Origin of the sequence: Shewanella sp. SM68 (genome assembly GCF_025653925.1) — a bacterium.
GTDB lineage: Bacteria > Pseudomonadota > Gammaproteobacteria > Enterobacterales > Shewanellaceae > Shewanella > Shewanella oncorhynchi.
This window is the reverse complement of record NZ_JAKKRU010000001.1, coordinates 698,467-713,913: the sequence shown is the minus strand read 5'-3', so window position 1 is coordinate 713,913 and position 15,447 is coordinate 698,467. Positions and strand designations below refer to the sequence as shown.

The 15,447-nt window shown below is 42.3% G+C and carries 8 protein-coding genes and 1 rRNA gene; 2 read left to right on the top strand and 7 right to left on the bottom strand.

The annotated features are described in order from the left end of the window. The first annotated feature begins 257 nt into the window (after positions 1–257). A 5S ribosomal RNA gene (gene rrf, locus L5M40_RS03080) occupies positions 258–373 on the top strand. Between the two features lie 568 nt (positions 374–941). On the opposite strand, the gene L5M40_RS03075 is transcribed toward rrf, so the two are convergent. The 7 genes from L5M40_RS03075 to L5M40_RS03045 all read right to left on the bottom strand — a co-directional run bounded on the left by L5M40_RS03075 (position 942) and on the right by L5M40_RS03045 (position 12,390). After that, positions 942–3,059 (bottom strand): peptidase domain-containing ABC transporter, encoded by a 2,118-nt coding sequence (locus L5M40_RS03075; protein ID WP_263148896.1) that lies wholly within the window; start codon positions 3,057–3,059, stop codon positions 942–944. Further along, positions 3,059–3,823 carry an HlyD family efflux transporter periplasmic adaptor subunit gene (locus L5M40_RS03070; protein WP_263148897.1) on the bottom strand — a complete coding sequence of 255 codons (765 nt, stop codon included), beginning with the start codon at positions 3,821–3,823 and terminating at the stop codon, positions 3,059–3,061. The genes L5M40_RS03075 and L5M40_RS03070 overlap by 1 nt, the downstream gene beginning before the upstream one ends. Further along, positions 3,820–6,972, bottom strand: coding sequence for a lantibiotic dehydratase (locus tag L5M40_RS03065; protein WP_263174710.1), 3,153 nt, complete (start codon positions 6,970–6,972; stop codon positions 3,820–3,822). Before L5M40_RS03065 ends, L5M40_RS03070 begins: the two co-directional genes overlap by 4 nt. 39 nt (positions 6,973–7,011) lie before the next feature. Then, positions 7,012–8,256: a lanthionine synthetase LanC family protein gene (locus L5M40_RS03060; protein ID WP_263174728.1), complete on the bottom strand. Its 1,245-nt coding sequence runs from the start codon at positions 8,254–8,256 to the stop codon at positions 7,012–7,014. Positions 8,257–8,391: 135 nt separating this feature from the next. After that, positions 8,392–8,583 (bottom strand): hypothetical protein, encoded by a 192-nt coding sequence (locus tag L5M40_RS03055; protein WP_147250506.1) that lies wholly within the window; start codon positions 8,581–8,583, stop codon positions 8,392–8,394. A 774-nt stretch (positions 8,584–9,357) separates the two neighbouring features. Then, entirely contained in the window at positions 9,358–10,116 is a 759-nt protein-coding gene (locus L5M40_RS03050; RefSeq protein WP_263174730.1) for a DUF2057 domain-containing protein, read from the bottom strand. Positions 10,117–10,323: 207 nt separating this feature from the next. Beyond that, positions 10,324–12,390: a bifunctional 2',3'-cyclic-nucleotide 2'-phosphodiesterase/3'-nucleotidase gene (locus tag L5M40_RS03045; protein ID WP_263177531.1), complete on the bottom strand. Its 2,067-nt coding sequence runs from the start codon at positions 12,388–12,390 to the stop codon at positions 10,324–10,326. A 706-nt stretch (positions 12,391–13,096) separates the two neighbouring features. Here L5M40_RS03045 and L5M40_RS03040 point away from each other — a divergent pair. Next, positions 13,097–15,241: a M3 family metallopeptidase gene (locus tag L5M40_RS03040; RefSeq protein ID WP_263177532.1), complete on the top strand. Its 2,145-nt coding sequence runs from the start codon at positions 13,097–13,099 to the stop codon at positions 15,239–15,241. Positions 15,242–15,447 lie beyond the last annotated feature (206 nt).

Genomic DNA, 15,447 nt, shown 5'->3' with positions numbered 1-15,447 from the left:
GGCATGGTGTGTAAGCGTTGTGAGGCGTTGAGCTAACATGTACTAATGACTCGAGAGGCTTAACCATACAACCCAGATGGGTTTTACTGAAAATGTTCCAGACATTTTCTAGCACTTCCTCCTTCCATGGAGGTCGTACGAAAAGCCTTAGACAGAATACAGATACTTGATAAAGTTTGAACTCAAACAAAGCAAATCAGCTTTCCGAATTATTATTAACGTGAGCCAGCGATGGACACGGTAATAARCAGAATTTGCTTGGTGACAATAGCCTTGTGGAACCACCTGATCCCATCCCGAACTCAGAAGTGAAACGCAAACGCGCCGATGGTAGTGTGGGGTCTCCCCATGTGAGAGTAGGTCATCGCCAAGCATCCAAATAAACACCAAAGCCCTAGCCTAAACCGCTAGGGTTTTTGTGTTTATTTGCTTCGCGAAAACTTATCTCGATGTCGGTCAATAAATGTTCCTCCAATATTGACACTTCCACCATCCATGGCGGTCGCCCGCCGCTAAGCGGACTCCCCGGCTACGAAGACAAGCTTCTTCGCGTTCAATCATGGCTAAATACTCCGTATTGATAGCGCTATGATTTCACCCCCATGTGAGAGTAGGTCATCGCCAAGCGCCTAATTATCTCATTGAGATGTAACCAAGCCAGCTGAATAAGCTGGCTTTTTTGCGTCTGCAATTTGTCTTAATCCCCTATACATTGCTCTCATTCATGTGATTAACGTAGAAGAGTGAATCTCTATCTGATAATAACAAGCTTTTAGGTGCTTGCTTATCTTAGGTCTATTCTTGTCAGTTATGTCATAAGTAACTCAACTATCGAATTGACCAAGTTATTTTCTGAATCACGGGTGTTACTATAAAAGTAGCCTTCTGACACGCTTAAGTCGATAGAGTGCATAAACAATTCTGCAATATTTTGATTTTATTTAACTTACTTTGTTAATTGCTGGTCGCTGTAGAAGTTGTGTTAAATCGATGACTCTATCTGCAGCTTTAATGGTTTCGGGCCGATGGGCGATTACCACTCGGGTGATATTCAATTTTTTCATCGCTTGATTAACAACAGACTCAGTGACAATGTCTAAGTGACTTGTTGCTTCATCCATAAATAAAATCTTCGGTTCCCGATACAGCGCTCTTGCCAAAATTAACCGTTGTTTTTGCCCACTGGATAGTGCTGAGCCCATATCGCCTATTAAACTTTTATAGCCCATTGGCATTTGACAAATATCTTGGTGTATTGCTGCCATTTGTGCACAACGAGTGAGCTTTTCGACATCAATTTTTTCCGAAAAAAAAGTAATATTATCTTCTATTGTCCCACCAAGTAATCGGTCTTCTTGCATTACAGCTGCGACTTGCTGGCGATATTGAGCTAATCCTAATTTCACCAATGGTATGTCATCGATTAAAATCTCACCTTCGGTTGGTGTTAATAGCCCTAATAACAGTTTCATTAAGGTACTCTTACCACAACCGGATGGACCTATAATTGCAACCGACTCACCGGCGTTTATTTGTAATGCTAAATTGTATAGCACTGGCTCAGCGACGGAGCTATAACTAAAACTAACCTGTTGTAGACAGATATTTCCGGCCACTTTATGCAGCATTGGTTGTGGTGGATAAGTTTGCTCTTTGGCTGTTAGGGCAATATCTGCAATCCGTTCAAAATGTAAACTCAGCATGCGATATTCAATTAACTTTTCGATCAACTTGCTCATACGCTCCATAAATTGGGCTTTGTAGGCAATAAATGCAAATAACATTCCTGTGGTAAAACTGCCCGCCATTACTAATTCTGCAGCAAGATAGATCACTACAATATTTTCTGTACCAAATAACAATTTGTTCATTATTTGATACGAAATTTCATATTTCCCGAGCGTAATGGTCCTGTTCGTTGCTTTAACATAGTGATTTTGCCAAATCGCTTCTCGCTGACTTTCAAAACCAAATAGCTTAACCGTTTGAATTGCTCGGATCGTTTCCATAAAGTTAGATTGTTCACCTGCTAAAGCTAGAATTTGCTGCTCTGAGGCTAAGCGTAAGGACCGATATAACGCTAATCTCAAGGCGTAATATGCTAGCACTGCCACTAGCACGACGAGAGACAATAACGGGCTGTAAAAGAAGATCATGCATAGAACTCCTAGCGCCATAAAACCATCAATGATGGCTTCAATAATGCCGGTAGTCAGCAGTTCCCGTAATTGCCTTAAAGAACCAAATCGTGATACCAGATCTCCCATATGACGTTTTTCAAAATAGGCCAATGGTAGCCGCACTAAGTGATGGAAGAGGTTACTGGCTAGCTGCACACTAAGTTGGCTGCTGAAATTCAGTAGTACTAAGCTGCGTAAAGCATTGGTGGCAACATCAAATAATAGTAACAAAGCAAAGCCTAATGCCAACACTAATAGCAACTGACCATCATTACTGATAATAACGGCGTCTACCACGAGTTGAATGTAATAAGGTGAGGCTAAAATAAACAGCTGTAAAAAAACGGACAAACTGAGTAACAACCCTAACGATTGCTTTAAACCAGTGATCTTAGAAAAAAAGGATGAGAATGTTAGTGATTGTTTAGCTTGTTCTGCAGTAAATGTAGCTGTCGGTGTCAATTCTAAAGCGATACCAGTAAATGATTTTGACACTTCTGTTAGGGATATTCGCCGCACTCCTAAAGCTGGGTCATGAATAATACAGTGTTGAGTGTTCACTGACTTTAGTACCACAAAGTGATTGAGATCCCAGTGCAAGATACATGGCGTAGCTAAGTCGGATAATTCTTCTAATTCAATTTTCAGTGGGCGGCTACTGAGTTGCAACTGCTCTGCAATATGCATCAGATCCAGTAAGGTACAGCCTTCTAGCGATAGCGAAAAACGTTGTCTTAAGCTATTTAAATCAGTTTGATAGCCATGCATGCTGGCCACCATAGCTACACAGGCTAAGCCGCATTCTGCTGCCTCAGTTTGAACGATCATGGGTAAGCGGCGGCCAGACCAAGTTCTAAGCTTCTCTTGCAGTGTTGCCATTAGTTTTGACCCTTATCATCAACATTTGGTGTAAACAACCACTCCAACAGTCTGCGTGGCGCGAAGCTAATATCAACCTCTAATCCCATACCTGCTCTCAGTGGCAATTTTTTTGCGTCTTCCGTCAATGCTAAAACGGCTCTATAACTCGGCTCCGATAAGGGTTGCGATTCATTTATGGTTATAGGCTGACTTCCTATCTCAACTAGAGTGGCTGTTTGCACACCAAAATGTTGATAGGGAAGTGCCTCTATGCGCATTTGTAGCTCCTGCCCCAATGTGAGTTGTCCTATAACTCTTGAGGGTATATATACAATTGCGAACAAGGTTTCTGGTTGCGGTAATAACGATATTGAGGGTTTTGATGGGCCGATATCCTCTCCAGACGGCAATAAAACTTCGGTAACCGTTCCTGTAAAAGGAGCTTTTAGTAAAAATGATTTTCCCATCGTATTTGGGAGGTTCAGCGGTTGTACTAAAGGTTGATTCTGCTGCACTTGCTCGCCAACTTGTACTAAAAGATGCCCTGCGTTGACTGATCTAGGGGTGGGCAAACGAATCGCCATAATGGCTGGCTCGATAGAACCTTGCACATGTTCTTTGCGTTGATACTCGCTAAAATACAAAAATAGTAATGCACATAAAAAAAGCGTGCTAATCAATACTGTGAAACCAATAAAACTAACTGGCTGGGTTAAACTTACTTCTCCTTGTAATCTTTGCTGTTGCTGCACGACAACTTCTTTTCGAAATAAATCGCTCATTGCGATAAACCTCGTACTGGTTGTGCGCGCTGGCTTAGATAGATACGGCGTAACATGTCATAAACGACAAACTCTTGCTCTCGACCATAAGCCTTGAATAAACGGTTAGTAAACATATGTAATAATGAGCCTAGTAAACTATCGCGACTACCTTTTGCTTGTTGGGACTCAAATAATGCCAACATTGCCTGACAACATGCTGTAATCGAAGATGAAAACTGCTGTAAACTCTGCTGAATTTGTTGTTTGAATGGCTCAATAGCTTGGTTATGCCAATCTAATAATTGGCGATCTTGTTGTAATTGTGACTGATAGTATCGATATTTATCGCCCATTTGCTGGCGTAACTCTAAGCCTTCTTTAAATTCTTGTGCAAATCCTGTCCGCAAATTATCGATCAGTGTAAATTTCTCGGCGGGTAAATAATCGAATTGAGTTAAAATTAAATCTATCGCTAAAATGGCTAAGCGCCACCTCAAGCTGTCATCTTGTTGACTGAATAATATTGCCTGCAACACAAACTGGCTGTCCAAACAGAAAAAGTGCTCAGCCAAAGGCATCATATGCTCACCCCCGTAACGTTCTGTCTCCTGCCTGTAAGTGAACAACTCAATGCAATGTAAGCCTGCACTGGCTAGAGATGGCGTTAATAAGCGATTTAGTGCGGGTAGTAACTCCCCATATAATCGTTCCGGCTCCCCAAAACATCGTAGCCGTAGATGCCAATCAGGATCGCCATAGCGTACAAAGAACCAATGTTTGAGCACACCATCTTGCTGCATCTGCGTTAGCCATGGTGCCAATTGCTTTAGTAACAGTTGCTCCACACTACTTTGCCCTGCATACAATTTGACACTGAGCCATTCTGAGCCAGGCGCGAAATGCCTACACTTGTCATTGGTTGAGCTCGTCAATGGTGCTATGCGTGGTGCTAAGTATGGGGTTGCGGCACTATTTGACAGCGGTACAATTATTTCATGTTGATAAGGTCCATCTGGCCCTTGCAGTAAAGGTTGGTATTTCATCGCGAGCACTTCATTCAACCTAATGTGGCTTTTATGATTTACCTCTGCCAACAACATTTGGAACATCATATTATTTTGCAGATCGATCAGTAACACATGGTCGGCTATGGCATAGCTCATATAACGCTCTAAACCATATTCTTTCTGCAGTTGTTGCCAATCGGATTCAACAAACTGGCCTTCTTGCCATAAGCGTTTCAATAGTGCTACTGAAATATTGCAGTGGGCCTCTTGCAGGACCAGATTATCTAACATGATCCTTGGAACTCGTTTTGCTTTATGCAGGCTATCAGGTAAGGAGAAGTGAGGCATTTGTAAGTTTTGATGTTGAAGTGAGCATAAAAACCGATAAATCCCTAAACTACGATCACTGAAATTATGGGCAGAGGATAAACGGGGAATTATTCTTTTTTGTAGTCGCTGTGACCATAAACATAACGTGTTATTTTCTTGATAGACAAATAGATCGCTGATTGGGATTTGCCACTCATTTGCTAAGTGACTGTCAGCAAGAAAAACAATCTCATAGGCTCTAAATGTCGGTCTAGCGATGACATTGCCTGGACGTCCCTCGGGCATATGTAGTACTTCTGCAAAAAGGACTTCTGGAGAATGCGCTTCTTCTTGAGATAAATGTTGTTTGACCTGTTGCAGCATATCTGTTGATAAATGACAGAAACGTCCGAGTAAATTCGCTGCTGAAGGACCATAGCAACCATGATAATAGTAAATAACTCGGCCATCCTCTTGTTGATACGCTGACAAATTAATCGCGAAGGAAGCGGGTAACTTAGCCATTAATGTCGCACTTTCATGTTTAGACAATAACGAATCACTTGTTAATTTCAGCACAGTTTCGCTTGGGGTTACATCACTTAGAGCAGCGATAATCGTCTGTTGCAATGGTTCGATAACATTTTGTGTGGGGGAGGGACGATTGGTGATATTTAACCCCGCTAACAAGGAAGTGTGGTAGCCAATATCGCTGGAGAATGAAATACCAACTTCGTCATCTAATAAGGTCAACAGTGGCACATACTGGCTACCAAATCTTGCTTCAAATTTTTGGCTAAAGTCATTAAGTGGTGTTTTATAAGGTTTTCGTATCGCTAATAATGCCAATAATGCAGGCATCAGGGCAGATACTTCTGCTTGTGCTAATTGGCACTGTGAAAATGAGCGCAAAATATCAGTCTGTAATAGGCGATTCTCGCTTACAGGATACGGCAGTGTTTGCAAGCTATGATAAATTTCTTGATATTGCTTAAGCGGGTTAACAGGTTGTTTATCCATGCTGTTTAACTGAGTGAGAGCTCGTTGCAATATATCAGCACTGTCTGTAGCGCCCATACTTTGTAACGCCGTAATAAAAGTTTGATCTGGGGAGCCAGAAGTTAATGTTAGTGGTAATTTGACTTGCAGCACACCGGCAGTAAGTAACTGCTTAATATAATCCTGTATGCTTGCAGTATTCGCCGTAGGATAGAGTTGTTGAAATCCATCTTGTAACGAAGCAAAGCTCCCTTCCTTCTTCGCCAGTTGCAGCATAGCAAGCAAATATTCATCTAATACCAAGGTACTTAAACGATATTTTTGCTCAGTATCTGAAAAATACGGTTCAATATAATGCAGACCATCGCTCTGTTGTTGCAACGTCGGATTTGCTTGATAGCACAATAACGGCCACTTCTCGGCCTCATTTGGTTCACTTAACTGGGCTCGAATTGCAGTTAAATAGGCTATGTCAAAGCGGGTATGACGCTTATCTCGCAGCATGGCATTACACTGTAAGCGCGTTTCATTTGCTACTTGCCCCAAGGCTACGCCTGCAAATAACCCAAATGGCGTCGCTCTAGAGCTAAACCGAATAAAATATTTCAATAAGGAGTTAGTTATTTTAATTGCCGCTTTACTGTGTGGTTGCCGTTGCCAATTAGGCAATCGTTCCATCAATGAAGGACTTGCAAGATATAAGGCTTCTTGTACTGCTGGGTTTGCTAACCAACTGGCGAGAAAATCTACTAAGGCCGTAGGCTCTGTTGGTATTTTTCGTAGTTGAGACAAACTTGATCTAGGTGCCCGGATAACAAAAAAATCCGCGGCTTGCAAAACCTCTACACTCATAAACAATCCCTTGTTATAAAAATAGCCAATACATCGAAATCAATTATTGGTCAATAAAAGCGCATCTAGCCAATTAGTTTCTACGTTGAAGGCCATCAATAGCACTAAACCTATACCGGCATAGCCTCCAAGTAAGCCATGGTCTTGTAGGCGGCAGTTTGAATTATCTTGTTCGCGCACGGCATTAAAACCGTCGAGTCCTGATGTTTGATATAGTGCTAATGTATGTTCAAACCAATATTGTGCAGCCTGTGAAAGAGTGGATTCGGTGTAATAGCGTGTTATGACTTGAAAGATTAAAGCCAAACCTGCACTACCATGACAGATACCTGCATCCTGTACTTGGCTGCTTTTTAGTCTACGCTGAGCGGCTTTTAAGGCAATGTTCTTACCAGCGGCGGTAAAGTCATCACGGTTTATTGCATTGCCCACTCGCAGCAATGTTAAGGCTATGGTGGCATCGCCATAACACCAACCGAGTCGTGACTGGCACGGTTGTTCCGTGATGTACGCAAAGCAACTACCAAATTTCTCTGATGTTTGTTGCTGCTGAATTAACCACTGACAACTGGCTTGCAACAACGTCTGAATTTGGCTGTGTAGTTGCTGATGCGCTAATAATGGTAATAGAGAGGCAATGATTGAAGGGACTCCGTGAGCTAATCCTAAATTACATTCAGGGTCATCTGTTGCCTGATTAAATCTAAAGAAAGAGTTTGTTGCCACTTCCCAAGCACCAGTACCATCGGCAAATTGATGCCATTGCTGTTCCAGTAGTGTCAATAACGCTTGGGCCAAAGGTAAGCCTAATTCCGCGGTTTGACGCCGCGCTATATAGACTGCAAAACCACTTAGTCCGCGAATAAATTCCAATTCTCCAGTCCAGTCGTTCTGTTGTAAATGTTGTAGTAAGAGCACATCAGTATTGTGATTAAACTCCGCTTGGTAATTCCCTTCATGCAAAAAAAATTCATATAGCCAAGCGACACCAGTCAGTCCATAGCCAAACGCGAACTGTGAATGTAGGAATGGTATTTGCTCTTCTATTAATGTCATTCGTGCTGAAAATTCATGTTGGCATGCTAGTTCTGGAAACTGTTTATGTAATTGCCAGAAAAATAATTGTTGCCCAGCTAAGCCAGTTAACAAACCAACTCCTTGCTGCTCTAATGATTGTTTGGCATCTTTCACTAATAGCGCAGCTATGTCGTTCAATGCCTGTCTAGCAAGGCTAGACTGATGGGGTTGATTAAATTGCACTGAACCACCTTCCTTTATTTCCATGAAGTACAGCTTCTACATATTGGCTCATTTAGAAAGTCAAAAGGGCATAGTGGATATGCCCTTTACACATCTACTGATAAAATATGCTGTGTTATATTGTGACGTCACAACCTATTTGGTTACTTGAACCCCGTATTAAGGGATTTGACAGCAGCGATGAGTGCTACCTGTACGATCAGAAGGGCAGGTGTATGCATTGGCAGTCAACTCTCCGCAAGCACGAGTTATCACACCACCAGCAACTTGTGGTGTTAATTCGCTAGGTAAGACTTTTTTATCATGGGACAGATTCACTAACTCAGCTTTTTTTAATTTAAGTTCCATCATGTTATTCCTTTTACTTGATTAGTAATTTTTCGCCCTATCATTTAGGCAACTTATTTCTAACATTTGATGGGGAGAGTTTAAATCAGTATAAAGAATGAGCAGGTTGAAGGTTGAATAAGTCTAAAGGTTGAATGTTTTTTATGGAATAGGATTAGAGCATTGATCTTTTCATGCTTAGTGAGGCTTTGAAGCTGATAATGACTCTTGCTAAATAATGCCTTTATGACATTTTTTGTTACATTTGTTTCTGGATCTAGCCAAAATATATAGCGTAAATCATAATGCATACGGTTAAATGTGTAGGCTAAATAGTATTTATCCTTGCTCAAGGTTTTGATTTTTAAAAATATTTAATTATGAAATAACGCTTTGCGGATAGTTAATTATGTTGGCTGGAGGAACTGAGACTATTCGATTTTACTCAGTTCGAATTCTTTGTAGTTAATTAAGTGATAAGTCTTTTATCTACAAATGCTTAACTGTATTTTATAAAGAGAGTTGATAAATAATAGTCTACGAAGACTGTAAAATGATATGTCTTTTATATTTATAATTTGTTCTACCAAATATATAAATAACACCTTTACAGGCACTCGCACCATTTGTTGCTTAGCAGCTTTGCTGTGTTAAATGACATTAAGCTGTGAAGTGAAAATGGACTTACTGAGTTTTAATATTTCTGAAATATTAGTTTTACTAAGCTTTAATAGAGCCGCCAGTTCATATGTGACACTAAGCTGGCGGTTTTAAATAGATAAACTGAAGCGGTATGGGTCACTCTTTGTTTATTTTAGCTTTGAAGCTGGCTTTGGTATTGTCGTTAGCTTGTTTGTACCAGTAATCCAGCATTTGACTGATTTCAGCTTGGCTAGGTGCGGTTGTAGAAGTCACTGAAGTCGTTAGCTGAGCCTTATCATTGTTCGCTGTGGCTGCTGACGACATAACAGCTGGCGCGATCAAGCTCGTGGATGTGACTACTGCTGTTTGGCGTATTTGTGGCTGGCTTGCCAATACGGGTGCAATGGCGTCGCTTGCTTGCGTTGTTGCGGTATTCATAGTGAGATTTAATGAAGCTGGATGATTGCTAAGGTTGTACTGCAGTATCTCGTGTTCGAAATCCCGTCCCAGTTGAATGCCATTCTTAATCAATTTATCACTGGTAAAACCCACTGCTTCATCTTGAGCATTTAATAGTGTCAGCTTAGGTGACTCATCAAATTTCTTTGCATCTCTGGCTGAGTTGATGGCGGGAAGTGTCAGCGTGAGTGTTTGTGCTGATGCATCAAAACGGACGATGAGCACGTCGGAGAGATAATGCACTGAGTCAGCTTGTTGTCGATATTGCGCGGCATAGCGAAAGGCAATCTGATTGGTCCCATCAGCTAAAACGAGATCGCCACTCTTTACGGCTGGCTTACCATTGACCGTTAACACTTCAGCATTTTTAGGTAGTTTGAGATGAACATCGGCCGTTGCTGGCTGCACAGTCCCCAGCACTAATGCCGTGGCACATAAGATTGATTGATATTTCATAAGCTTTCTCTGTTGTTGCGAGGACGCCGCTAAATAATAAGGCAGATATTTGGCGACACAAAGCAGGTTTAACCTTTAGTGTGGAGCATGATGAACTAAATGGCGACACGCCGTTTATAGATCGCAGATTAGCGTTAATTTAATCTGTAGGGAATAAAAAAGGCTCACGAGGAGCCTTTTTGAGCATGATATTTCGGGATTGAACGCTTATTTGGTTAGGTTGATGCTATAAACGGCGAAACCCAGTTCATCCTTACCGATCTTCTTCATTTCACGTTGTTTATTGGCTTCGATAAAGGCAGCGGCTTTGTCACTGTCTTGGGTTTCGAAGCGAATGTCTAATGTGACGTTGGTAGTGATGGTTTTGAAATCCCAGTTGTAATCGGCACTTGGATTGACCATAGCTTCGTACTTACCTGTGGTTTCGTTGTACTGAGATTGCGCTGTGATATAAGCAGCTAGCGCTTCACGGTTAGTATCGGGCAGTTCAAGTACCACATGGTCGCTACCCGTACCAGCAAACTTACCCCCGAAGGCGCGGTAGTTATTTGAGGTAACGATAAACTCTTTCGCGGCAAATTCTTCACCTGTGATGACTTTGCCGTTTTCGTCTTTATAGCTTAAATCAACGATACGGTTTGCGTTGGCATTAACGACGGCGCAATCGCGGTCAAACTTGCTCGGTTGGGTCACATCAATTTTATAGGTTAAGCCATCGAGTACGTCGAAGTTATAGGTTGGATGACCATCCCAGTTGATTAAACCTTGTGGGGTGGTTTTTGCTGGGTCGATTTGATTGAACTGGTTTGCTGAGCACTCGAGCCAATCTTTCAATTCGGCGCCCGTCGCTTTGACTGCCACCATAGTGTTGGGATACAGGTACAGATCGGCGGCGTTTTTAAAGGTCAGTGGGCCTTTATCAACTTGCACAAATTGATCGGCATCACTGGTTGTACCGTGGCGACCGCCCGCTTTAAAGGGGGCGGAGGCTGATAGCACTGGCAGACCTTTTAATGCTGCAGGTAATTTCGCTTTCACGTTAGCGATTTGCGCATCGGAAACGATTTGTACCGTAGGGTCGTCCTGCACTAAGGTAAGGAAGCTGTACATGTCGGCTGCGGCAACGCCGATAGGTTCATCCACAAAGGCGAGGGTTCCTTGGTGCTCGGCTGCGACTGCATCTTTAATTGCGGGATCTTGGCTAACTAACTCTTCCTTAGTCGCACCATTATATATGGGGCGAGCTTGCGTTTTCGCACTAAGGACATGCCATTTACCATCTCTACGTTCAAGTTTAAAGTCAACAACCCCTAAGTTATCACCCCAACGACCTGGCATCACTGCGGGGACGCCGTTCAGTAGGCCTTTAGTGACGTCGGTATTGGGTAAGTCGGCATACTTAGCATCAGGGAAGATAGAGTGGCTGTGGCCGAATAGAATCGCATTGATACCATCAACATAAGTCAAAGCGTAAGTGGCATTTTCAGCCATAGGATCGCCAGGATTTTCCGTTGAACCAATGCCAGAGTGAGGAATGGCGATAATGATATCGGCCCCTTTGGCTTTCATTTCTGGGACATATTTTTTCGCGGTTTCAATAATATCTTCGACCGTCACTTTACCCGTCAGATTTTGTTTATCCCACAATAGAATTTGCGGTGGCACAAAACCAATATAACCAATGTTAATGGTTTGATTATTACCTTCACTGTCGATGATGTTTTTTTGTTTGATGATATAAGGGGTGAATAAATGCTCACCTTTTTTAACCTCATTCCAGCAACCATTATCGTCGGCGCAATAAACGTTTGAGTTGATATAAGGGAAATCTGCACCACTAATAGATTTATTTAAGAAATCTAAACCATAGTTAAATTCATGGTTGCCGATATTACCGACTTCATAATCTAATAGGTTCATGGCTTTATAGGCTGGATGAATATCACCCATTTGCAGGCCAACTTTAGCCATGTAATCGCCCATTGGGCTGCCTTGCAGTAGATCGCCGTTGTCGACGAGTACGCTGTTTTTGGCTTCGCCGCGTGCCTTGCGGATCAAGCTTGCAGTGCGGGCTAGACCGATAGTTGGATCATCTTTGCCACTGTAGTAGTTGAAATCCATGATATTTGTGTGCAGATCCGTGGTTTCGAGTACCCGTAAATCGGCTTGAACGACTTTGTCATCAGGTTGAATAATCGTGTCGTCATCAGAATTACAGGCGCTTACACCAAGGGCGGCAGTGATCATCACTGCGAGTATTTTCTTATTTAACATAGTTATCTCTATTTATATTTATTTGACCCCAATGCATGTTCCGTAAAAGAACATGCCCATCATCCCGTTAATTCGGCGTAATTTAACTGTTAGGTTAATTTGCTGCTAAGTTAACGAGCGGGAATTATAAAGACATTTGATGATCTGAATGTGACATTAATCGGATAAAAGCTGTTTCAAATTGTGACTCAAGGTTTGCTTGCCTAAATAGTGAGCCATTTAGCCTGTTTATTTGTTACATCAATGTTTAAATAATTACAGAAAACAGTTTATTAAGAAGAATTAATATTTGTTATTGGAATGGCATTTTATTTGCTCAGCCCCTTGTCAATGTCGGGGATATTTGACTTAAAACTTCAGTAGAATTGTTTTAAACAATTCTTTTACATCAAATTTTAGCCAATGTTGATCACTTATGCGCGCATGTCTCTTGGCTTGATTGAGGTGAGTTAGGTTTGCGTAGCGTTGGCATAGGCTTATTTAGACGGGTAATACACATAAAGTGATACAAATTAGCGGTGCTCTGGGCGGGTAAAACTTGGCTGAAATGCGCGTAACTTGTTAAGGTAGTTCATCGAAATTGACGTACGAAGCTACACAAGTTCGTTAAAACAGACTGTTGTAAACCGAAAGCCAAAATCCGTTTGCGTGCACCTTTCACCTTAAAAATACAATCGAAAGGGCAGCAACATCCAAGGGAGTTAATATGCGTAAGTCCGTTATTACCACAGCTGTAGCTGCTGCATTGTTACTTGGCGCTTGTTCAGACAAGCCTGATGTAAGCACCAATGAAGCCAAAAATGCCGTTGCAACTCAAACTGCTGCTAAAGCGCAAGCAACTAATGTGCTGCTGAGCAAGAGTCCACTGCAAGATCAAGCGCCGCAATTTAATCTTATTCAGTCCGCAGATTATGCTCCCGCCTTCGAGCAGGGCATTAAAGCTCACGATGCAGAAATCGCTGCGATTGTGAATAACAAACAAGCGGCTAGTTTTGACAATACCATTCTCGCCATGGAAACCTCGGGTGAATTATTAACGCGCGTATCGCGTACCTTCTTTAATCTCGCAGGTCTGATTTCTGATAATGATTTTCAGAAAACCGAAGCGGAACTTGCACCTAAGCTATCTGCCCACCGAGATAATATTTATCTCGATCCGACGTTATTTGCCCATGTTGAAGCCGTATACCAGCAAAAGAGCAGCCTAAATGCGGAAGATCAGCGTCTAGTTGAATATTACTATGAGCAGTTTGTCCGCGCTGGCGCGAAATTGTCGGCCGAAGATAAAGCTAAGATGCGCGACTTTAACGCTGAGCTTGCAACCTTAGCGACGGACTTTTCACAAAACAGCTTAAAATCATTTAAAGATGATGTGATTGTTGTGACTGATAAAGCCCTGTTAGCCGGTTTATCCGACAGCGAAATTGCTACTTTAGCCGCAGCGGCCAAAGCTGCGGGAAAAGAAGGCTATTTGATTACTTTAGTCAACACGACACGCCAACCTGTGCTTTCTAGCCTGAGCAACCGTGAACTGCGCCAAAAAGTATGGGAAACCTCAGCGCACAGAGCCGTCGCAATCAATGGTCCATTAATTGTCAAAATGGCGCAAATACGGGCTAAAAAAGCTAATTTACTGGGGTTCGATACTTGGGCATCCTATGCGGTTGCCGATCAAATGGCGAAAACCCCAGCCGCTGTGTATGAAATCCTCGATGATTTAGCGCCAAAAGCTTTAGCTCGCGCCAAAGTGGAAGCGGCTGATATTCAAGCTGAAATCAAAAAGGCGGGCGGTGATTTTGAGCTGCAACCTTGGGATTGGGCTTACTACGCTGACAAAGTGCGTCAAGAGAAATACTCCCTCGATGAAAGCAGTATCAAGCCTTATTTCGAGTTTAATACTGTACTGAAAGACGGGTTATTTTTCGCTATGCATAAATTATATGGCATCAGCTTAAAACCGCGAACCGATTTACCTGTGTGGCATTCCGATGTTTTAGCCTTTGAAGTCTTTGATAAAGATAACAGTTCTATTGGCTTATTCTATCTAGACCCGTATGCCCGTGAAGGTAAAGGCGGCGGCGCGTGGATGGATGAGTTCGTCACCCAAAGCGGTCTGCTCGGCACTAAGCCCGTTGTCTATAATGCGCTTAATATTCCTAAGCCAGCCGATGGCCCAACGCTAATGACCTTCGATGAAGTGACCACTCTGTTCCATGAATTTGGCCATGCGATACACGGTTTATTCTCGCAAGTGAAATACCCAAGCGTGGCTGGTACATCAACCGCACGTGACTTTGTTGAGTTCCCATCACAGGTCAACGAAGATTGGAATATCGACCCTGCTGTGATTGCTAACTATGCCAAACACTACAAAACGGGTGAGCCAATTCCTAAGGCGCTGCTTGATAAAATTTTAGCGGCCAATAAGTTTGGCCAAGGTTTTGATACCGTTGAGTACCTGTCAGCGGCCTTGTTAGATATGGAATGGCACTCTATCAGCGCCGATACTCAAATTAGCGATGTAGAGAAGTTTGAGCACCAAGTATTAGCTAAACACGGCCTCGATTTTGCGCCAATTCCCCCGCGTTATAAATCGAGCTACTTTAGCCATGCCTTCTCTGGCGGTTATTCAGCTGGATATTATGCGTATTTGTGGACCGAAGTGTTTGCCGCCGATGCCTTTGCCTATATGGGCGAGCATGGTGGATTGAAAGCCGATAATGGTGACAAATTCCGTAAGGAAGTCTTATCTAAAGGTAACAGTGAAGATCTCATGCAAGATTATATTCACTTTACGGGTAAAAAACCGACAACAGAGGCACTGTTAAAGCGCCGTGGTTTAGTCGATTAATTGATTAATTGTAAAAAGATAAAGGCTTGTTAGGGAAACCTAGCAGGCCCTTTTTTATTGATGTTGGGGCGGATTTATTAACCATTTTTTGTTTCAAGACAGGAAGTTTAGAGGACGAAAAATCTACAGGTAACGCTCCTAATCACAGATCCAAAATAGTTTGTTGAAATGTTGTCGAAAGACAGTCTTAAACTATTTTTTATTGA